The organism is Nonomuraea sp. ZG12, assembly GCF_052068115.1.
GTDB lineage: Bacteria > Actinomycetota > Actinomycetes > Streptosporangiales > Streptosporangiaceae > Nonomuraea.
Window position 1 is genome coordinate 50,422 of the sequence record NZ_JBQHCW010000011.1, and the last position, 17,692, is coordinate 68,113.

Annotated in this window: 19 protein-coding genes; 6 read left to right on the plus strand and 13 right to left on the minus strand. The window is 68.8% G+C overall.

The annotated features are described in order from the left end of the window. Positions 1 to 35 precede the first annotated feature (35 nt). Together ACTMTF_RS27630 and ACTMTF_RS27635 are read right to left on the minus strand one after the other, a co-directional pair. Complete coding sequence (locus ACTMTF_RS27630) at positions 36 to 782, minus strand: phosphotransferase family protein (RefSeq protein WP_441113286.1); 747 nt, start codon at positions 780 to 782, stop codon at positions 36 to 38. A 328-nt stretch (positions 783 to 1,110) separates the two neighbouring features. Beyond that, positions 1,111 to 1,410, minus strand: a complete 300-nt coding sequence (locus tag ACTMTF_RS27635; RefSeq protein ID WP_441113287.1) for a hypothetical protein — start codon at positions 1,408 to 1,410, stop codon at positions 1,111 to 1,113. A 386-nt stretch (positions 1,411 to 1,796) separates the two neighbouring features. Between ACTMTF_RS27635 and ACTMTF_RS27640 the strand changes: the two genes are divergently transcribed. The 3 genes from ACTMTF_RS27640 (at position 1,797) to ACTMTF_RS27650 (ending at position 2,753) form a co-directional block, all read left to right on the plus strand. Further along, positions 1,797 to 2,030, plus strand: coding sequence for a hypothetical protein (locus ACTMTF_RS27640; RefSeq protein WP_441113288.1), 234 nt, complete (start codon positions 1,797 to 1,799; stop codon positions 2,028 to 2,030). A 130-nt stretch (positions 2,031 to 2,160) separates the two neighbouring features. Next, positions 2,161 to 2,445, plus strand: a complete 285-nt coding sequence (locus ACTMTF_RS27645) for a hypothetical protein (RefSeq protein WP_441113289.1) — start codon at positions 2,161 to 2,163, stop codon at positions 2,443 to 2,445. Continuing rightward, the gene (locus ACTMTF_RS27650) at positions 2,442 to 2,753 is read left to right on the plus strand and encodes a hypothetical protein (protein WP_441113290.1); all 312 of its coding nucleotides are present in this window, start codon (positions 2,442 to 2,444) and stop codon (positions 2,751 to 2,753) included. Before ACTMTF_RS27645 ends, ACTMTF_RS27650 begins: the two co-directional genes overlap by 4 nt. Before the next feature lie 314 nt (positions 2,754 to 3,067). Here the strand turns inward: ACTMTF_RS27650 and ACTMTF_RS27655 are convergent, their stop codons facing one another. Then, positions 3,068 to 3,973: a hypothetical protein gene (locus tag ACTMTF_RS27655; RefSeq protein ID WP_441113291.1), complete on the minus strand. Its 906-nt coding sequence runs from the start codon at positions 3,971 to 3,973 to the stop codon at positions 3,068 to 3,070. Positions 3,974 to 4,193: 220 nt separating this feature from the next. Here ACTMTF_RS27655 and ACTMTF_RS27660 point away from each other — a divergent pair, with 220 nt between their 5' ends. Then, a complete protein-coding gene (locus ACTMTF_RS27660) occupies positions 4,194 to 4,577 on the plus strand; it encodes a hypothetical protein (protein ID WP_441113292.1) in 384 nt (127 codons plus the stop codon). Positions 4,578 to 4,786: 209 nt separating this feature from the next. On the opposite strand, the gene ACTMTF_RS27665 is transcribed toward ACTMTF_RS27660, so the two are convergent. Then, the gene (locus tag ACTMTF_RS27665; protein WP_441113293.1) at positions 4,787 to 5,446 is read right to left on the minus strand and encodes a TetR/AcrR family transcriptional regulator; all 660 of its coding nucleotides are present in this window, start codon (positions 5,444 to 5,446) and stop codon (positions 4,787 to 4,789) included. 88 nt (positions 5,447 to 5,534) lie between these two features. Here ACTMTF_RS27665 and ACTMTF_RS27670 point away from each other — a divergent pair, with 88 nt between their 5' ends. Then, the gene (locus tag ACTMTF_RS27670) at positions 5,535 to 6,074 is read left to right on the plus strand and encodes a nitroreductase/quinone reductase family protein (protein ID WP_441113294.1); all 540 of its coding nucleotides are present in this window, start codon (positions 5,535 to 5,537) and stop codon (positions 6,072 to 6,074) included. Between the two features lie 354 nt (positions 6,075 to 6,428). On the opposite strand, the gene ACTMTF_RS27675 is transcribed toward ACTMTF_RS27670, so the two are convergent. Next, entirely contained in the window at positions 6,429 to 7,433 is a 1,005-nt protein-coding gene (locus tag ACTMTF_RS27675) for a helix-turn-helix domain-containing protein (protein WP_441113295.1), read from the minus strand. Positions 7,434 to 7,485: 52 nt separating this feature from the next. Between ACTMTF_RS27675 and ACTMTF_RS27680 the strand changes: the two genes are divergently transcribed. Then, positions 7,486 to 7,881, plus strand: coding sequence for a cupin domain-containing protein (locus ACTMTF_RS27680; protein ID WP_441113296.1), 396 nt, complete (start codon positions 7,486 to 7,488; stop codon positions 7,879 to 7,881). A gap of 167 nt (positions 7,882 to 8,048) precedes the next feature. Here ACTMTF_RS27680 and ACTMTF_RS27685 read toward each other — a convergent pair whose 3' ends face one another. The 8 genes from ACTMTF_RS27685 to ACTMTF_RS27720 all read right to left on the minus strand — a co-directional run bounded on the left by ACTMTF_RS27685 (position 8,049) and on the right by ACTMTF_RS27720 (position 17,684). Continuing rightward, complete coding sequence (locus tag ACTMTF_RS27685; protein ID WP_441113297.1) at positions 8,049 to 9,464, minus strand: arabinose isomerase; 1,416 nt, start codon at positions 9,462 to 9,464, stop codon at positions 8,049 to 8,051. A 97-nt stretch (positions 9,465 to 9,561) separates the two neighbouring features. After that, positions 9,562 to 11,601 carry a bifunctional aldolase/short-chain dehydrogenase gene (locus ACTMTF_RS27690; protein ID WP_441113298.1) on the minus strand — a complete coding sequence of 680 codons (2,040 nt, stop codon included), beginning with the start codon at positions 11,599 to 11,601 and terminating at the stop codon, positions 9,562 to 9,564. Continuing rightward, positions 11,601 to 12,746, minus strand: a complete 1,146-nt coding sequence (gene rhaI / locus ACTMTF_RS27695; protein ID WP_397001667.1) for an L-rhamnose isomerase — start codon at positions 12,744 to 12,746, stop codon at positions 11,601 to 11,603. Before rhaI ends, ACTMTF_RS27690 begins: the two co-directional genes overlap by 1 nt. Positions 12,747 to 12,759: 13 nt before the next feature. After that, entirely contained in the window at positions 12,760 to 13,071 is a 312-nt protein-coding gene (locus ACTMTF_RS27700) for an L-rhamnose mutarotase (RefSeq protein ID WP_441113299.1), read from the minus strand. Between the two features lie 66 nt (positions 13,072 to 13,137). Beyond that, positions 13,138 to 14,211 (minus strand): rhamnose ABC transporter substrate-binding protein, encoded by a 1,074-nt coding sequence (gene rhaS, locus ACTMTF_RS27705; protein ID WP_397001671.1) that lies wholly within the window; start codon positions 14,209 to 14,211, stop codon positions 13,138 to 13,140. Further along, positions 14,208 to 15,167, minus strand: coding sequence for an ABC transporter permease (locus tag ACTMTF_RS27710; RefSeq protein WP_397001673.1), 960 nt, complete (start codon positions 15,165 to 15,167; stop codon positions 14,208 to 14,210). Before ACTMTF_RS27710 ends, rhaS begins: the two co-directional genes overlap by 4 nt. Then, complete coding sequence (locus ACTMTF_RS27715) at positions 15,160 to 16,191, minus strand: ABC transporter permease (RefSeq protein WP_441113300.1); 1,032 nt, start codon at positions 16,189 to 16,191, stop codon at positions 15,160 to 15,162. Before ACTMTF_RS27715 ends, ACTMTF_RS27710 begins: the two co-directional genes overlap by 8 nt. Next, positions 16,188 to 17,684 (minus strand): sugar ABC transporter ATP-binding protein, encoded by a 1,497-nt coding sequence (locus ACTMTF_RS27720; RefSeq protein WP_441113301.1) that lies wholly within the window; start codon positions 17,682 to 17,684, stop codon positions 16,188 to 16,190. Before ACTMTF_RS27720 ends, ACTMTF_RS27715 begins: the two co-directional genes overlap by 4 nt. Positions 17,685 to 17,692: the final 8 nt, after the last annotated feature.

The window sequence follows — 17,692 nt, forward strand, 5'->3', positions numbered from 1 at the left end:
CAGGACCTTCCCATAGCGGTCAAACCCGCGCAGCCTCACAGGCGGGACCTCAGCACGTCGACCTCACAGCCCGGTGCGAACGGGTCGAAGCCGTGCTCGACCAGCCAGCGAACCGCCAGCAGACTCCGCAACGACCACCACGCGCGGATCACGTCGAGGTCGACGTCGGCGCCATAGCCGGCGACGACGTCGCCGAGGTGCTCCTCGTGTCCGAGCGTCAAGATGGCGAGGTCGAACAGGGCATCACCCTGGCCCGCCTCGGACCAGTCGATGATGCCCGTGATCTCGTCACCGTCGACGAACACGTGAGTGATCTGCAGGTCTCCGTGCGTGAACACCGGAGCCCACGGCCGGAGCGCGGCCTCGGCCACCTGGCGGTTGCGAGTGACCAGGTCGGCGGGCAGGACGCCGTCCGTCACGAGCCGCTCGCACTCGCCGTCGAGTTCCGCCGCCCACGCGTCGATGCCCAGGCCGGCCCGGCCCGGCCTGGGCGGCAACGGCGCGTCGTGCAACCTCCGGATGGCGGCGCCCGCCGCGGCCCATGCCGCCGGGGACGCGGTCGACGGCTCGCCGAGGCGGCCGAGCGCCGTCCCCGGGACCGCGGCGATCGCGAGCACGGGCGGCTTGCGCCACAGGACCTTCGGGGTCGGGACCGGCACCAGGGCCATCGCCTCGACCTCGACATCGAGGCGCGCCTGATCGGCGTCCACCTTCAGGAACACCTCGCCGACGCGCAGGGTCGCGCGCTCGGAATGGGCGACGACCACTTCGACCTCATCCATGGGCGACCAGTATCCCGGGGGTGATCGTCGACGTCACCGGGTTTATCACGTGCGATGGCGCAGCCGACCGCGTCCCGCCACCAAGAGGCCTCGTACGTGCCGACGTTGGGACGCCGGCAGCTTGCTCAGCCGAGGCGTCGCGGCACGCCGCGGGCGCGCAGCCGGGCGACATGCTCAGGAAAGCGGGCGGCCTGAACCCCTGGGCGTACGTCAGGCCGCCCGCAGCCCCGCCGGCCGGGACCAGCATCCGACCGGCGGGGCGGCTCATCGGGCCTGGCCGGCGAGCAGGCGGCGCCACCACTCGTACGCCTCCTCGCGACGCCACCACTCAGCCGTCCAGGACACGGGCGGCACGCCCTTGCAGGGGAAGGGTCCGGCGGCAGATCTGGTAGAAGCCGGCGCAGGAGACCAGCTCATAGGCGGTCATCCGGCAGGAACAGGAGTACGCGACGACCCGGCCGCGCCCAAGGTCCTGCTCGATCCACCGCAGCACCGTACGCCCCGGACGCGGCACAGCCGGATGCGGCGAGACCCCCGCACAGCCCTCGTCGCCCTCCTCCGCCAGGACATCAGGCAGAGCGAGAACGGCGGTGGCCGCGATCACCCGGCCAACCATCCGGCCGGGCATGCCCGCTCCGCCATACCCTCCTGCTCCGCGATGACCCGGCACAACTCCACCAGACCGTCAGCGTCGACCGTACGATACGCGCCCGCCTCCTCAACGGCCCTGGAAAACGGCCGCTCGCGCGTCGCCCACCACCGCCCGGCGTCACTGCGCATGATCCGCCACCCGGCGAACACCGGACGAGCGACGACTACAGCCCTATCGTGTGTCATAGGTCAGGACCACCATCCTGATCAAGGGGTCCGTACGGCGGTTCCAGCGCCTACGGACCCCGCTTCGGTCGCGTCACCTCCGATTACAACAGTGCGTAGCGCTGCCATCACAGATGTGATTGAGGGACACTAAGGGCGGTCAGAACATCCCCCAGGTCTGACAGCGAGGTGCACACGATGGCCACCGAACTCCCCGCATGGGCCGTACGGCTGCGCGCCGAGCGCCGCAACCGGCTCTGGAGCCAGAAAGAGATGGCCCGACGCCTGGTCGAGGCCGCCGACGACGACGTACGCGCCAGGCTCCCCTCCCGGGAAAGCATCGTCCGCCGCATCAAGGCATACGAGGCCGGACACAACCAACCCGACGACCCTTACCGCCTCCTGTACGCCCGAGCCAGAGGAGGCGGATAACGCACAACCACGAGAGCATGCATCCGAAGGCTACAGAGCACTGTGGAGTCGACCATTGGCCACAGTGCGTAGCTAATCCATTACTCTATGGCATGTGACCCCAACACAAGCCACGACCTACACTCGCGACATGAGCGAGGACGCGTTCGAGGTGTCGCTGGACGAGGCCGACGGCCATCTGCCCGACGTCATCACCGCTGCAGCACAGCGACACACGATTGCCTATCTGACCGACCAAGGTCGCCGTGTCGCCGCCATAGTCCCTGCGGACGAGGCTTGGTACTGGACTCCTGGATGGCAGTCGGCCGAGGCCGAGGCCGACGCCGACATCCGGGAGGGCCGCACCCGCGCCTTCGACACCATGGACGACCTCTTCGCCGAGATAGACGCGGTCCGCGGAGAAGACGTCCCGTGAAATTCGATCGTACGGCCGCCTTTCTCCGAGACGCGGCCCGGCTTCCTCCTGAGCACTACGCGATGTTCAGGGAGACTGTGTACAAGCACTTCCTGCCGGCGATCGAGCAGGGAGCGCACACAGGCCACGCCCCCTGGCCTCCGCGGCTACGCATTCATAAGCTCACCGACATCCACGTCTACTCCTTGACGTGGAACTTCGCCTCCCCGGACGGCAGGGCAACCTTCGAGTTCTGCACCACCGCCGACGGCGAGCCGTTCCTGATGTGGCGCCGTATCGGCGATCACTCCATCTACGACCGGCCCTGAGTCGGGCTCATCTCGCTCAGAACAGGCCGGATCTCAATCCGACCGAGGGCATCTGGTCACTGCTCAAGCGCGGCCTGAAGAAGATCCAGTACCGTCCACACCTGATCAACGGATGCCTGGTCGAGACCCGCCTCACCGTCATGCCCTCTGCGAGCATGCCGGCGGACATCATAAATTGAGGCTCAGTACGCTGCAGCCCGAACAAGATCGGCCACCTCTACAAGGCCATCGCCGTCCTTCAAAACCACCGCGTCGCCCAGACCGCCTGAGGATGAAAGAGGGTTAGTGAGATTTCAATAGGGATCACAATCACTTCAAGGAAGAATCTTGACGGCGTTCGCGTAGCGCACCTTCAGTAGGCCGGACAGGCGGTCGAGGGTGGGGCGGTTGGCCGCGATGATTTTTCCCTGGGCCGACGCGTAGGCGCGCTTACGGGCGCCGCTGTAGTCGACCTTCAACCGGCACGCCTCATCGGCGACTGACACGGCGATCTCGTCCCTGCCGGGCGGCCGCCCCGCGCTGTCCTGCCCGCCTCGCCCGGCCCATCGCTTGTCACTCTCGGCGGACGGTGGGTCCGGGTAGATGAAGCCCGATGCGCGCATGCACTCGCTCCATGCCGAGCCGGCGGCCCGCACTTGGGGGTGGTTGTACGCGGCTATCGCGGCGTCGTCCATCAGGACGTAGAGGTTCTTGTAGATGTGCGGCTTGGCGGGCACCTTCCCGTCCGGGCCGGGAGCGTTTCCATTGAGCTTGCGCTGCGCCCAGCCGTCACATCCTTCCGAAGGAACGGCACGGCCTTTGTACGTTTTCACGGTGCCGACATGAACGGCGTCCTGCTTCCGCGGAATGTCGTACCCGCGGATGCCGGAAACGGCGGCCGCGGCCTCCTCCCGTTGCCCAGGAGGGCCGCTGTAGCCGTATTCGGCGACTTTCTTCGCCCCCAGCCAGCCGAGGTAGGACGCGTTCTTCGGATAGGCGATCGGCTTGGTGTTGTGTGGTTTGAACTTCAGCCCGAACCTGGCCACGCATCGCTCTATCAAGAGATAGCGGGCGGTCTGCACCGTCGAGCGTTGTTCGGACGTCAGATCGTAGGCGTCCAGCGGCAGGACCAGGTCGGATTCATGCTGCACTGTGCGAGATTGCGGTGGGCCGGATGGGCTCGGTGCACTACAGGCGGACGCGGCACCTAAAAAGGTTATGATGTATGCGATGGCAGTCATCGAACGACGCTTCAAATTTCTCCTATGAGGACAAGCGGTATGGCTGCCGCAGCCTACCTGAGATGCCATGCCGCCACGATAGCCTGTTCGACGGCATGGTCGTCAGCTGATCTCAGGACTGATCCTCAGGCACTATAACGGCTCAGGCGACGTGTACCGGGAGAAACAATTCCCAGCCACCGCATTTTCGAATATACAACAGTGCGCAAGGAACCTCTAGATGGGTGATGATGGACAAGACACACAGGCGAGAGGCCGCCAACTGTCCTCGCGTGCCGCCTACCTGCTGTCTCTTGCCCTAAATACAGCAGTCGGCTTTCTAGGACAATTCGCCCTGTTCTACCCCTACTTCGTAGCTCGTGACTGGCTGGCGGGCCTGGGTGTCGGATCGCCGGGAATACCGTTCCGTGACGGCTATCTTGGAGCGCTGCTCATCGGGCTCGCACTTGTTGTCGCCTTCGCTGCGATAACTGCAGCATCGAATTTCGCCGTCGTCCGTCGTTCATCAGTGTCGCGGCTACCGTACTGGCCTTCCGCTGTCTTTGTGGCTCTGCTTTCATCCGTCGTCCAATTACTCCTGAACACGGGAAGCCTCTATTCCTAAGGGATCTCCGTGAATAGTGAAAGGTAAGCAATCAGAGGTGCTCGGTCACCGTCACGGTGACCAGCGGAATGTCGCGGACCCGGCGGCGCGGTCAGCCGCTCCACTGTCGCTTCCAGCCGCGCGATCGTCTCGCGCTGAGCCTCGATCGTGGCCATCTGCCTGGTTCCCGGCGACGCACACACGTAAGCCCATGTCCCGCAGGGCTTGATCTATCGGGGTTTCTGTTCTGGGTTCGGGTGGTGGATATCCGGTGCGACGTCTGCGGGAGGAAGTGGTTCACGGTGGTCGGCGCGCAGGCCGTCGAGGGAGATGCGCAACAGCCTGTTCCACATCTGTGGGCGGCACTCGTCGGTGATCTGGACGGCGTGGCCCAGTGAGACCAGAAGGAGCAGCAGGTCATCCGTGGTCACGCCGGGGCGCAACAGGCCCATGGCGCCGGCGCGGGCGCACAGTCGCTCGATGACGAGGCGAAGCTGATGGATGCCCTCCAGATCGGGGTCGGCCCAGGTCAGCGCGAAGTTCTCCATGATCGCGCGGTGGCGGGCGTAGCCGGTCAGGGCCTGCTGGTAGAAGTCGGTCAGTGCCGCCCAGGGGTCCTCGGCCTCGATCGCCGCCTGGCGTGCCGATTCCGCCCATTTCGCGAAGTCCCTGCGCAGGACTGTGTGAACGAGATCTTCCTTCTTCGGGAAATGCCGGTAGAGGGTGCCCATGCCCACCCCGCTGCGGCGGGCGATCTCGCGTACGTCCACCGCGACGCCCTGCTCGGCCAGCACCTCGGCGGCGGCCTCGACGATCGCTTCCCGGTTACGGATCGCGTCCACGCGCGGTGTGCGGCGCCGGATGGTGTTCTCCGGTTCGGCCATTGCCATACGGCCGAGCATACCTTCTTATCCGGAGCACATGCTCCGCCCTGTGCTACTTTGAGGAGCAAGTGCTCCGGATAGCAAAGGGAATACCATGTCCGACCCGTCCACGACCACCGCAGCCGAGGCTCCTGCCACCGGCAGCTGGAACGATCAGATCATCGCCGAGTTCCGAGCGAACGGCGGATATGTGTCATGGAGCAGCGAAGAGGATTTCGCCGCAGGCCGACCCATCCCGCCCCGGTTTCCCGGGTTCGACGAGCGAGGCATGCCGCTCATCCTGGTGCACCACACCGGGGCCAAGACCGGGCGCGAGCGGATCAGCCCGTTGTTCTACCAGCCGGTCGGCGATGGCTGGGCCATCTTCGGCACCCACGGTGGCAGTCCGCATCATCCGGTCTGGTACCACAACCTCATGGCGAATCCGCAGGCCACCGTCGAGGTGGGCACGGAGAGGATGCCGGTCGTGGCTCGGCTCGCGGAGGGCGCGGAGCGCGAGCGGATCTGGGCGAAAGAGATAGCGCTCGTCCCGAAGTTCGCCGAGTTCGAGACAGCCGCCGGCAGGCAGATCCCGGTCGTCGTGCTGGAGCGTGTCCACGGGCACCCTTCGCCCCAGCCCCTCCCCGAGAGATGACTCCACAGCCTGATGAATCCACTGTGCGCCTGCCGATAACGTCATCCGTGCGGATCATCCGGACCAGCCGAGATGGCGTCCCCTGGGGTGGTGTAACTATGTGATCGAATGTTGTGATTCTGATCGTGTGGTGAGTTCGATACCGCATCTCCGGCTCGCACCCGTACCCTGGCGACGCTCGGCCTCCTCGAGATCGTCGGGAAACACCCCCTGCCCCGGTTCCAGCCACGGCACCTCCCGCACGCTCGCGACGTCCAGCAGGATCGGGATGCCGCCATTGCCGGGGTCAGCCAGTCTGTTCGCTGCCGGCGGCGGCAGACGTCGAGTCACGGCTTGTTGTGGCCCGTTAGGAGATCAGGTCGATTCCTGGCCTATCCCCGGGCCGAATCGGTGCCGGTATTCCAATGGAGTGAGCCCGATCTTGCGACGCATCAGCGCACGCAGATTGGCGGCGGTGCCCAGCCCGCTGTGCCGCGCGACCGTCTCGAAGCGTGACTCGCCCCGCTCGATCAGCCGGCATGCCAGAGCGAGTCGTTCCCCGGTGAGCCACGCCAGCGGTGTGGTGCCCATCTGCACGTGGAAACGGCGGTGCAGGGTGGCCGGACTGACCGAGGCGCGCGCGGCGAGGTCGGACACCGTGACCGGGGCGTCCAGGTGCTCCTGGGCCCAGGCGAGGACAGGTGCCAAGGACTCGTCCGGCACCTCGGGCACGGGCCGCTCCACGAACTGCCGTTGCCCGCCGTCGCGGTGGGCGGCGAAGACGAGCCGCCGGCTCACGGAGTTGGCGACTTCCGCGCCGTGATCGCGGCGGACGATGTGCAGGCCGAGGTCGAGCGCGGCTGCGCTTCCCGCGGCCGTGAGGATGTCGCCGTCGTCCACGAACAGCACGTCTGTTTCGAGCCGGACGGAAGGGAAGCGGGCCCGGAAGGAATCCGCCCACTGCCAGTGCGCGGTGGCCCGGCGCCCGTCGAGGACCCCTGCCTCGGCCAGGGTGAAGGCACCGCTGCAGAAGCCGACGAGGCGGGCGCCGCGCGCATGCGCCCGCCGGATGGCATCGAGCACGGCGGTTCTTCGGGGCACCTCGACGTCGGGACGGTTGGGGACGATCAACGTATCCGCCGATTCGGCCGCTTCCAGGCCGGTGACGCCCGTGAGTGTGAAGAACCCGTCCCGCATCAGCGTGCGCGGCTCGGGCGAACACAGGCGGAAGTCGTAGAGATCGCGTCCGAGCTCCGGCCTGCGCAGGCCGAAGATCTCGGTTGCGCAGCCCAGCTCGAAGGGGTTGGAGTTCTCGTCCACGATCACGACGACCCGGTGCGGGCTCGCAGCATGGGCAACGTGCGAGGATCCTTGCGTCATATGCTATTCCTAGCACTCACGCCGAGTGTGCTCGATGAACCAGGATTTATGCGTGAGCATCGAACCCATTGTCCTCAGTAAGGCCCTCGCCTCCTTCGACGCCCTGTGGAGCCCCCGCATCGTCACGCGCGTCAACGACTACGACGTACGCATCGCCAAGGTCGGGGGCGAGCACATCTGGCACGTCCATGACGACACCGACGAGTTCTTCCTGGTTCTCGACGGAGAGCTGCACATCTCCTTGCGTGAGCCTGGTGGGGAGCGCACGGTCCGGCTCCCTGCGGGCGCGGTGTTCACCGTCCCCCGTGGCACGGAGCACAAGCCGTCCGCGCCCACCGGAGCGACGATCCTCATGTTCGAGCCCACCGGGACACCCACGGTCGGCGACCGCCATACCGAGGCCCCCGACCACATCGACGCAACGACAGGGCACGCGCTCGGCTCCTGAGGACTTACCTCTCCACCGCCGCCCAGAGACACCGGATCAGGTTCGTCACGCAGGAGGGCGGTCAGCGCTTCCGGTCGCTGAGCTCGTGGGGACGCTGCGGCTGAAAACGCGGGATCGGCGGGTTGCTCGCGAGGAGCCACCCGCCGATCGGGACGGCGTCGTAGCCGTCAGACGGTGACGAGCTCCACTTCCATCAGGTCCGCCAGCGCGCGCAGTTCCTCGGCCCGGTGGCCGGTGCCGAGGGCCCAGTGGTGGGAGATGCCGGTGGCGCTCCACGCGTCCGTCCACTCGCCCGGGTCGCGGCCGAAGTCGACCCGAGAGGTGGTGTTGCCGATCTTGAGGTGCGGGCCGTCCACGGTCTCGCCCTCCGACACGACGAAGCCGAACGCGCCGTCCCGCTTCTGCAGCAGCCCGAACGCCGTCACCGGCCCGTGCGCCACGTCGAACTCGACCGACACGCCCCACCCACGCTTGCCGTGGAAGACGCCGAGGCCGCGCAGGAGCGGCTTGCCGGAGCTGATCTCCAGGTGCGCCGGGCCGTCGTGGCCCATCTCGACGTGCCCGCGCAGGAAGTCCAGCGCCTGCAGTTCGGTGAAGGAGCCGCCCGCGCCCAGCCGGTCCATGACCAGCATCGCGAGGGACGTACGCAGCTCGTACTCGCCGGCGGTGGGCACGCCGCGGGCGGTGAGCAGCGACGCGCCGAGGATCATGCCGGCGCCGAGCCGTTCGTGGATCTCCCCGTTGAGCCCGCGGTGGTAGTAGGCGAGGCTGTCGAGCTCGAAGTCGGCCACCAGCCGGTCGAGCCCGGCCGAGACCCGCGCCGCCCACGCGAAGTCCTCGGCGACGACCGTCCCGTCCAGCTCGAACACCTCGCGGGCCAGCTCCATCCGGTCCTTGACCTCGGCGTCGGTGACCTGCTCGACGCGTACCCGCAGGTCGTCGAACTCCAGCACCTCGACGTGCCCGCCGAGGTGCACCGGCACCAGCGTCAGGTCGGTCGACACGTCCAGCATGCCCGGGTAGAGGTGGCCCATCAGCCCGTGCCGGCCGCGCCGCAGCGCCGCGCGCACGCCGGCGGCCCGCACCCAGCGGCCGATCCGGGCCCAGGCCCGCTCGTCCTCCAGGTAGCCGGACACCGACCTGAACGGGATCCCGGCCCTGGTGAAGGTGTTGGCCATCTCCGGCAGCGGGCAGGCGCCGCAGTAGGCCAGCCACTGACCGGTGTCGAACGTCTCGTGGTCCATCGACTCGGTCGGCTGCAGGTTGATCAGCAGCACCGGCGCGCCGGTGCGCTGGGCGACCGGGAGCAGCATGGTGGCGGTCATGTAGGTGGTGAGGAAGCCGACGATCAGGTCGCATCCGGCCGCGCGCAGCTTCTCCGCCGCGGCGGCGCCCTCCTGCGCGTCGGAGACGAACCCGGCGTCCACCACCTCGCAGCCCAGCGCCCGCATCCGCTCCGACACGCGGGCGGAGGAGCGCTGGAGCTGCGGCAGCAGCTCGGGGAACTGCGGCCAGTACGCGCCGAGCCCGCCCGCGACGAGCCCGACCTTGGTGCGGTTGGTGGCGATCCGTTCGAGCGTCACGACGCTCTCCCTTCTGTACGGCCCGATCGGGCGTCTCGCTGTGTACGACTCTGTACGGCCCGATCGGGCGTCTTGCTGTGTACGGGTGCGCGGCCGGTCAGCGCAGGAAGGCGGCGGCCACCCCAGCGTCGACGGGGATGTGCAGGCCGGTGGTGACCCGCAGGTCGCCCGCCGTGAGCGCGAACACAGCGGCGGCCACATGCTCCGGCAGCACTTCCTGCTTGAGCAGCGTGCGCTGGGCGTAGAACTCGCCCAGCTTCTCCTCTTCGACCCCGTACACCGCCGCCCGGTTGGCGCCCCAGCCGGCGGCGAAGATGCCGGAGCCGCGGACCACGCCGTCCGGGTTGATGCCGTTCACCCGGATGCCGTGGCCGCCGAGCTCGGCGGCCAGCAGCCGGACCTGGTGCGCCTGGTCGGCCTTGGCCGCACCGTAGGCGACGTTGTTGGGCCCGGCGAAGACGGCGTTCTTGGAGGAGATGTAGACGATGTCACCGCCGATGCCCTGGTCGATGAGGACCCGGGCGGTCTCGCGGGAGACCAGGAAGGAGCCTCGCGCCATCACGTCGTGCTGCAGGTCCCAGTCGTCGAGCGTGGTCTCCAGCAGTGAGCGCGACAGGGACAGGCCGGCGTTGTTCACGACCAGGTCGACGCCGCCGAAGGCGAGCACCGCCTGCCGTACCGCCTGCTGGACCTGCTCTTCCGAGGTGACGTCCACGCCGGCGGCGACGGCGACGTCCTGCGGCCGGTAGGCGGCGGCGCCGAGCTCGGCGGCGACCTTCTCGGCGGCGGCGAGGTCGCGGTCGGCGACCACCACGCAGGCGCCCTCGGCGGCCAGCCGGCGGCAGGTGGCGGCGCCGATGCCGGAGCCGCCGCCGGTGACCAGGGCGACCCGCCCGGCCAGCGGCTTGGGCTTGGGCAGGCGGCGCAGCTTGGCCTCCTCCAGCTCCCAGTACTCGATGCGGAACTTCTCCGACTCGGCGATGGGCCGGTAGGTGGACAGCGACTCGGCGCCGCGCATCACGTTGATCGCGTTGACGTAGAACTCGCCGGCGACCCTGGCGGTCTGCTTGTCCTTGCCGAAGCTGAACATGCCGACGCCCGGCACCAGCACGATGGCCGGGTCCGCGCCGCGCATCGGCGGCGAGTCCGGCGTGGCGTGCCGCTGGTAGTAGGCGGCGTAGTCCTCGCGGTATCGGGCGTGCAGCTCGCGCAGCCGGGCCAGCGCGTCGTCGAGCGGCGCGTCCGGCGGCAGGTCGAGCACCAGCGGGGCGACCTTGGTGCGCAGGAAGTGGTCCGGGCAGGACGTGCCGAGCGCGGCCAGCCGGGGGTGTTCGGCGCGGGAGAGGAAGTCGAGCACCTCGGGGGTGTCGGTGTAGTGGCCGACCTGGCGGGCGTCGGTGCTCGCCAGGCCACGCACCGCCGGGAAGAGCTCGGCGGCCCTGCGGCGCCTGGCCTCCTCGGCCAGCGGCTCGTGCAGCACCGGGCCGAACGGGTCGGGACGGCCGTGCTCGGCGATGTAGCGCTCGGCGGTGCGGATGATGTCGAGCGAGTTGCGCTCGCACTCCTGGCTGGTGTCGCCCCAGGCGGTGATGCCGTGGCCGCCGAGCACGCAGCCGATGGCGTCCGGGTGGGCGGACTTGATCTCGGCGATGTCCAGGCCGAGCTGGAAGCCGGGCCGTCGCCACGGCACCCAGACGACCCGCTCGCCGAAGATCCGCTCGGTCAGCGCGGGGCCGTCGGCGGCGGTGGCGATGGCGATGCCGGAGTCGGGGTGCAGGTGGTCCACGTGCGGTGCGTCGACCAGGGCGTGCATGGCGGTGTCGATCGACGGGGCCGCGCCGCCCTTGCCGTGCAGGCAGTAGTCGAACGCGGTCACCATCTCGTCCTCGCGGTCCACGCCCGGGTAGACGTCGATCAGCGCCCGGACGCGGTCCAGGCGCAGCACGGCCAGTCCCGCCGCGGTGAGGGTGCCGAGGTCGCCCCCGGACCCCTTCACCCACATCAGCTCGACGTCGTGGCCGGTCACCGGGTCGTTCGCGGCGGCCTTCGCGGAGGCGTTGCCGCCGGCGAAGTTGGTGTTGCGCGGATCCGAGCCGAGGGCGTGCGCCCTGGCGAGCAGTTCTTCGACGGCGTTCATCAGGCTCCCCATCCTGCCTGCGCGCCGCCCACCCGCTCGGCGGCGATTTTCTCGAAATATCCGGACTTGGCGTAGGCGGCCATCGGGTCTGGCGCCAGCCCCATCTCCTCGCGGAGCTCGGCCAGCAGCGGACGCACGTCGGTGTTGTACGCGTCCATCAGCACCGCGTTCGCGCCCAGCACATCCCCTGCCCGCTGCGCCTCGGCCAAGGCGGCCCGGTCGACGAGCAGCGCCTTGGCGGTGGCCTCCTGCACGTTCATCACCGAGCGGATCTGGCCGGGGATCTTCGGCTCGATGTTGTGGCACTGGTCGAGCATGAAGGCGATCTCCTCGGTGTACCCGCCGCCGCCGATCACCTCGAACATGATCCGGAAGAGCTGGAACGGGTCGGCCGCGCCCACCATGAGGTCGTCGTCGGCGTAGAAGCGGGAGTTGAAGTCGAAACCGCCCAGCTTCCCCTCACGCAGCAGGAACGCCACGATGAACTCGATGTTGGTGCCGGGCGCGTGGTGCCCGGTGTCGACCACGACCTGCGCCTTGGGCCCGAGCTTCACGCAGTGCGCGTACGCGGTGCCCCAGTCGGGCACGTCGGTGGTGTAGAAAGCGGGCTCGAACAGCTTGTACTCCAGCAGGAACCGCTGCCCCTCCCCCAGCCGTTCGTACACCGCCGACAGCGCCTCCGCGAGCCGGTCCTGCCGGGCCCGGATGTCATCCTGCCCCGGATAGTTCGTTCCATCGGAGAACCACAGCTTGAGGGTGTCGGACCCGGTCTGGTCCATGATGTCCACGCACTCGAGCAGGTGGGCCAGCGCCTTGGCCCGCACCCGGGGATCGGGATGGGTGACGCTGCCCAGCATGTAGTCGTTGTCCTGGAAGACGTTGGAGTTGATCGCCCCGATGCCCACCCCCAGCTCGGCCGCGTGCCGGGCCAGATCGCCGTAGTCGTCGACCTTGTCCCACGGGATGTGCAGCGCCACGGTCGGCGCCACCCCGGTGTGCAACTGCACCTGCGCCGCGTCCGCCAGCTTCTCGTACGGGTCCCGCGGCACGCCCTGCTGGGCGAAGACCTTGAAGCGGGTCCCGGAGTTGCCGTACGCCCACGAAGGCGTCTCGATGCGCTGCTTACGCAGCATGTCCTTGATCATGATTGTCCCCGTATCAATCCAGATGGAAAACTTCGGCCAACCTGAGCAGGCCCTCGTCGGGCCGGCCCACCTCGAAGAACGGCGCCATCTCGCGCTGCCAGCGGGTGTTGACCTCGGTGTCGGCCATCGCCCGCTGCGCCGCCTCGAAGTCGTCGGCCTCCAGATAGCCGATGAGCAGCCCGTCGTCACGCAGGAAGAGCGAGTAGTTGCGCCATCCTGCGGCCCGCAGCGCCTCGCGCATGTCGGGCCACACGTTCAGGTGGCGTTCCCGGTACTCGTCAATCCGTTCGGGCCGGACTCTCAACTGAAAGCACACCCGCTCCACACGGTCTCCTTCCTGCGCACGCGCGCCCCCCGGCGGGAAGCGCGCGTGCGGACTGTCGCTACGTGATCAGAAGTCGAACTCGTCGATGTTCGAGGCGTCGAAGGTGAACGGCGGGCCGAGGATGATCTCACCCTTGGCGCCGATGGTGCGCTCACCGAGCTTGCCGGCCTTGAGGGTCTCGCCCTCGGCGCCGGTGATCTGGCCGGAGGCCAGCGCGGCGGCGGCGTAGGAGGCCAGGTAGCCGAGGTCCTTCGGGTTCCACAGGGCGAACTTCTCGACGGTGCCGTCCTTGACGAACTGGCGCATCTGGTTCGGCGTGCCGAGGCCGGTCAGCACGACCTTGCCCTTGTACTTCGAGCCCGAGATGTAGCGGGCCGCGGCCGAGACGCCGACCGTGGTGGGCGAGATGATGCCCTTGAGGTCCGGGTAGGCCTGCAGCAGGCCCTGCGTCTCGGTGAAGGACTTCTGGTCGTCGTCGTCACCGTAGGCGACCTTGACCAGCTTCATGTCCTTGTACTCAGGCTTGGCGAGCTCGTCCTTCATGAACTCGATCCAGGTGTTCTGGTTCGTGGCGTTGGCCGTGGCCGACAGGATGGCGATCTCGCCCTTGCTGTCGATCATGTCGGCGAGCAGCTTGACCTGGCTGCGGCCGACCTCTTCCGAGCTGGCCTGGTTGATGAAGATGTCCCGGCACTCGGGAGCGGCGTCGGAGTCGTACGAGACGATCTTGATGCCCTTGGCGCGGGCCTCCTGGAGCGGGCCGCAGACGGCGTTGGCGTCGTTGGCCGCGATCAGGATCGCGTCGTGGCCCTGCTGGGTGAGAGTGTTGATGTAGGAGATCTGCGAGGAGGCCGACGCGTCGGACGGGCCGACCTCCTTGGCCTCGCCCTTGAACTCCGCCGCCGCCTCGATGCCGGCCTTGTCGACGATGGTCTCGTACGGGTTGTTGATCTGCTTGGGCAGGAACGCCAGCTTCAGGCCCTCTTTGATGGGCGCGTTGGGATCGGCCTTGGCGGCGGCGCTGGAGGCGGGGGCCGCCGGGGACGCCGAGCTGACCGTGTCCTTGGTGGTGCCTCCGCCGCAGGCGGCCACGCCCAGGGCGAGCACCGCTGTCAGGGTGACCATACGGATCGATCTCATGTAGATCCTTTCAGGAGCGCCGGTCTCACCGAGGCGATGAGGCGGGGGGTGAGCACCGAGATGATGAGCAGGAGACCGGTGACGATCGACTGGATCTCGGTCGAGACGTCGTTGAGCATGAGCAGGTTGCGCAGCAGGCCGATGAGCAGCACACCGGCGATGACGCCGCCGAGGGTGCCCTTGCCGCCGTCGAAGTCGACCCCGCCGAGCAGCACGGCGGCGATGACCGCGAGCTCGATGCCCAGGCCGTTGTCGGCGCGGGCGGAGCCGTACCTGAGGGTGAAGACGACGCCGGCGAAGGCGGCGACCGTGCCGGACAGGACGAACAGCAGCAGCTTGATCCGCTTGACCCGGATCCCGGCGAAGAACGCGGCCTGCTCCTGCGCGCCGATCGCGAACAGCGAGCGGCCGAACCCGGTGGCGTGCAGCACGATCGCGACCACCACCGCGAGCATGACGAACAGCGCGACCGGATACGGGATGAACGTCCCCGGCACGTCGTCCACGGCCAGCGCGGTGAACTCGCGCGGGAACTGGGCGACGGCCTTGTCCCCCAGCACCACGTACGCCAGCCCCCGGTAGAGGGCGAGGGTGCCGATCGTGACGGCCAGCGAGGGCAGCCCGAGCTTGGTCACGAGCAGGCCGTTGACCAGCCCGCACAGGGCGCCGACGAGCACGACCAGCGGGATGATGGTCTCGATGGCCATGCCGCCGTCCCACAGGGCGCCGACCAGGGCGCTGGACAGGCCGAGCACGGAGGCGACCGACAGGTCCACCTCGGCGGCCACCACCAGCATGGTCATGGTCAGCGCGATGAGCGCGATCTCGCCCAGGTCGCCGAGGGCGAACGACAGGTTCCCGACGGTGGCGAAGCCCGGCGAGGTGAGCGAGCCGCCGGCGAACACCGCGACCAGCAGCACGCCGACCATGACGTCCCAGCGCAGCACTTTAGCCATGGCGGCTTCTCCTTCTGAGCAGCCGGGCGACCCGCAGCGCGAGCACCCGGTCGACGCTGATCGCGAGCAGGAGCAGCGCCCCGGTGATGGCCTGCTGCCAGAACGGGTTGACCCGGAGCACGACCAGCGCGCTGCCGATGGTGGTGAGCAGGAGCGCGCCGAGCGCGGCCCCGTACACGCTGCCGACGCCGCCGGTGATCGCCACGCCGCCGACCACCACGGCGCTGATCACCAGCAGCTCCCAGCCGTTGGCGGAGTCGGCGATGACGGTGCCGAACCTGGCCAGCCAGAGCACGCCGGCCAGCCCGGCCAGGCAGCCGCTGACCAGGTAGGCGACCAGGATGCGGCGCCGGACGGGCACGCCCGCCAGGCCGGCCGCCTCCGGACTGGAGCCGATCGCGTAGAACTCCCTGCCGCTCGGGTAGGAGCGCAGGTAGTAGCCGATCGCCAGCATGACGACGAGCGTGATGAGCGGCAGGTACGGGATGCCCAGCACGCTGCCGTTGCCCAGCGAGAGCAGCCCCGGCGGCAGGTCCACCGCGTTGATCTGGCGGCCGTGGGCGATGTAGTGGCCGATGCCCTGGATCACGTAGAGCGTGCCGAGCGTCACGACCAGCGCGGGCACCCGGCAGAAGCTCACCAGGAGCCCGTTCAGCAGGCCGCAGACGGCGCCGATGGCGATGCCCAGCACTACGCCGGGCACGATCCCCCAGCCGCTCGCCAGCATGTCGCCGGTGACGAACGCGACCAGCCCCACCACCGACCCGACCGACAGGTCCAGGTTGCGGGTGACGACCACCAGCGACTGGCCGACGGCCAGCAGCGCCAGGATGGCCGTGTTGAGCAGGATGTCCTCGATGCCCTGCCCGGACAGGAAGTTGCCGTTGACACCGGCCGTGATGGCGACGAGCGCGACCAGGGCGATGACCAGGCTCAGCTCTCTCGCCCGGAACACCAGGTCGACGAGCCCCCGGGCGCTGCGGGTGGGCACGGCGGGCTCGGGCGGGGCGGTCGCGGTCGTCATGCGGCCCTCCCGGTCGCGGCGGACATGACGCTCTCCTCGGTCGCTTCGGCGCGCGAGATCTCGGCGGTCAGCCGCCCCTCGTGCATGACCAGCACCCGGTCGGCCATGCCGAGCACCTCCGGCAGGTCGGAGGAGATCATGAGCACCGCGATGCCCTGACCGGCCAGCTCCGACAGCAGGCGGTGCACCTCGGCCTTGGTGCCGACGTCGATGCCGCGGGTGGGCTCGTCCACGATGAGCACGGACGGCTCGGTCGCCAGCCACTTGGCCAGCACGACCTTCTGCTGATTTCCGCCCGACAGCACGCCGACGCCGTCGCTCAGCCGGGCGAACTTGAGCTGCAGCCGCAGCGCCCAGTCCCTGGCCCGATCGCGTTCGGCGGCCCGGGAGATGGTGACGCCCCGGCGCAGCGAGCGCAGCCCGGTCAGGCCGATGTTGCGCTCGATCGACAGCTCCATGACCAGCCCCTGCTGCCGCCGGTCCTCGGGCACCAGGGCCAGCCCGGCGCTCATGGCGGCGGTGGGACTGCCGGCGGGCAGCGGCCTGCCGTCCACGGTGACCGAGCCGGCGTCCCACCGGTCGATGCCGAAGACGGCCCTGGCCACCTCGCTCCGCCCGGCGCCGACCAGCCCGGCCAGGGCGACGATCTCGCCCCGCCGCACCTGGAAGGAGACGTCGGTGAACCAGCCCTCCCTGGTCAGCCGCTCGACCTGGAGCGCGACCTCACCGGCGGTGGTGTCCTGCTTGGGGTAGAGGGCGTCCAGGTCACGGCCCACCATCCGGCGGATCAGGTCGTCGTGGGTGAGGCCCTCGACGGGCTCGCTGGCGATCCAGGCGCCGTCGCGCAGCGTCGTCACCCGCTGGCAGAGCGAGAAGATCTCGTCCAGCCGGTGCGAGATGAACAGGATCGCGCAGCCCTGCTCGCGCAGCGCCTCCACGACCGAGAACAGCCGGGCGACCTCGTTGCCGGACAGCGCGGCCGTGGGCTCGTCCATGACCAGGACGCGGGCGTCCCGGGAGATGGCCTTGGCGATCTCGACGAGCTGCTGGTCGGCGATGGACAGGCCGCGCGCGGGCTGCTCGGGGTCGAGCGTCACGCCGAGCCGGTCGAACAGCTGCTTCGCCTGGGCTCGCATGGCCTTGCGGTCGATGCGGCCAAGGCCGATGCGCGGCTGACGGCCCATGAAGATGTTCTCGGCGACCGACAAATCAGGAAAAAGGGTGGGCTCTTGGTAGATGACCGCCACGCCGGCCTGCTGGGCGTCGGCCGGGCCGGCGAACGTGACGGGCTCGCCGCCCAGCAGCACCTGGCCGCTGTCCGGGCGGTGCACCCCGGCGAGCGTCTTGACGAGCGTGGACTTGCCGGCGCCGTTCTCCCCCGCGAGTGCGTGCGCCTCGCCGGGGAACAACTCGAGCGATACGTCGCGCAGCGCCCTCACGGCTCCGAACGACTTGCTGACGTTCGCGAGTGCGAGGGTGGGCGGACCACTCATACGTCCTC

Bases quoted from the DNA above. Each gene is read 5' to 3' on its own strand.
- ACTMTF_RS27630 (WP_441113286.1), bottom strand. From the start codon at position 782: ATGGATGAGGTCGAAGTGGTCGTCGCCCATTCCGAGCGCGCGACCCTG.
- ACTMTF_RS27635 (WP_441113287.1), bottom strand. From the start codon at position 1,410: ATGCCCGGCCGGATGGTTGGCCGGGTGATCGCGGCCACCGCCGTTCTC.
- ACTMTF_RS27640 (WP_441113288.1), top strand. From the start codon at position 1,797: ATGGCCACCGAACTCCCCGCATGGGCCGTACGGCTGCGCGCCGAGCGC.
- ACTMTF_RS27645 (WP_441113289.1), top strand. From the start codon at position 2,161: ATGAGCGAGGACGCGTTCGAGGTGTCGCTGGACGAGGCCGACGGCCAT.
- ACTMTF_RS27655 (WP_441113291.1), bottom strand. From the start codon at position 3,973: ATGACTGCCATCGCATACATCATAACCTTTTTAGGTGCCGCGTCCGCC.
- ACTMTF_RS27660 (WP_441113292.1), top strand. From the start codon at position 4,194: ATGGGTGATGATGGACAAGACACACAGGCGAGAGGCCGCCAACTGTCC.
- ACTMTF_RS27665 (WP_441113293.1), bottom strand. From the start codon at position 5,446: ATGGCAATGGCCGAACCGGAGAACACCATCCGGCGCCGCACACCGCGC.
- ACTMTF_RS27670 (WP_441113294.1), top strand. From the start codon at position 5,535: ATGTCCGACCCGTCCACGACCACCGCAGCCGAGGCTCCTGCCACCGGC.
- ACTMTF_RS27675 (WP_441113295.1), bottom strand. From the start codon at position 7,433: ATGACGCAAGGATCCTCGCACGTTGCCCATGCTGCGAGCCCGCACCGG.
- ACTMTF_RS27690 (WP_441113298.1), bottom strand. From the start codon at position 11,601: ATGAACGCCGTCGAAGAACTGCTCGCCAGGGCGCACGCCCTCGGCTCG.
- rhaI (WP_397001667.1), bottom strand. From the start codon at position 12,746: ATGATCAAGGACATGCTGCGTAAGCAGCGCATCGAGACGCCTTCGTGG.
- rhaS (WP_397001671.1), bottom strand. From the start codon at position 14,211: ATGAGATCGATCCGTATGGTCACCCTGACAGCGGTGCTCGCCCTGGGC.
- ACTMTF_RS27710 (WP_397001673.1), bottom strand. From the start codon at position 15,167: ATGGCTAAAGTGCTGCGCTGGGACGTCATGGTCGGCGTGCTGCTGGTC.
- ACTMTF_RS27715 (WP_441113300.1), bottom strand. From the start codon at position 16,191: ATGACGACCGCGACCGCCCCGCCCGAGCCCGCCGTGCCCACCCGCAGC.
- ACTMTF_RS27720 (WP_441113301.1), bottom strand. From the start codon at position 17,684: ATGAGTGGTCCGCCCACCCTCGCACTCGCGAACGTCAGCAAGTCGTTC.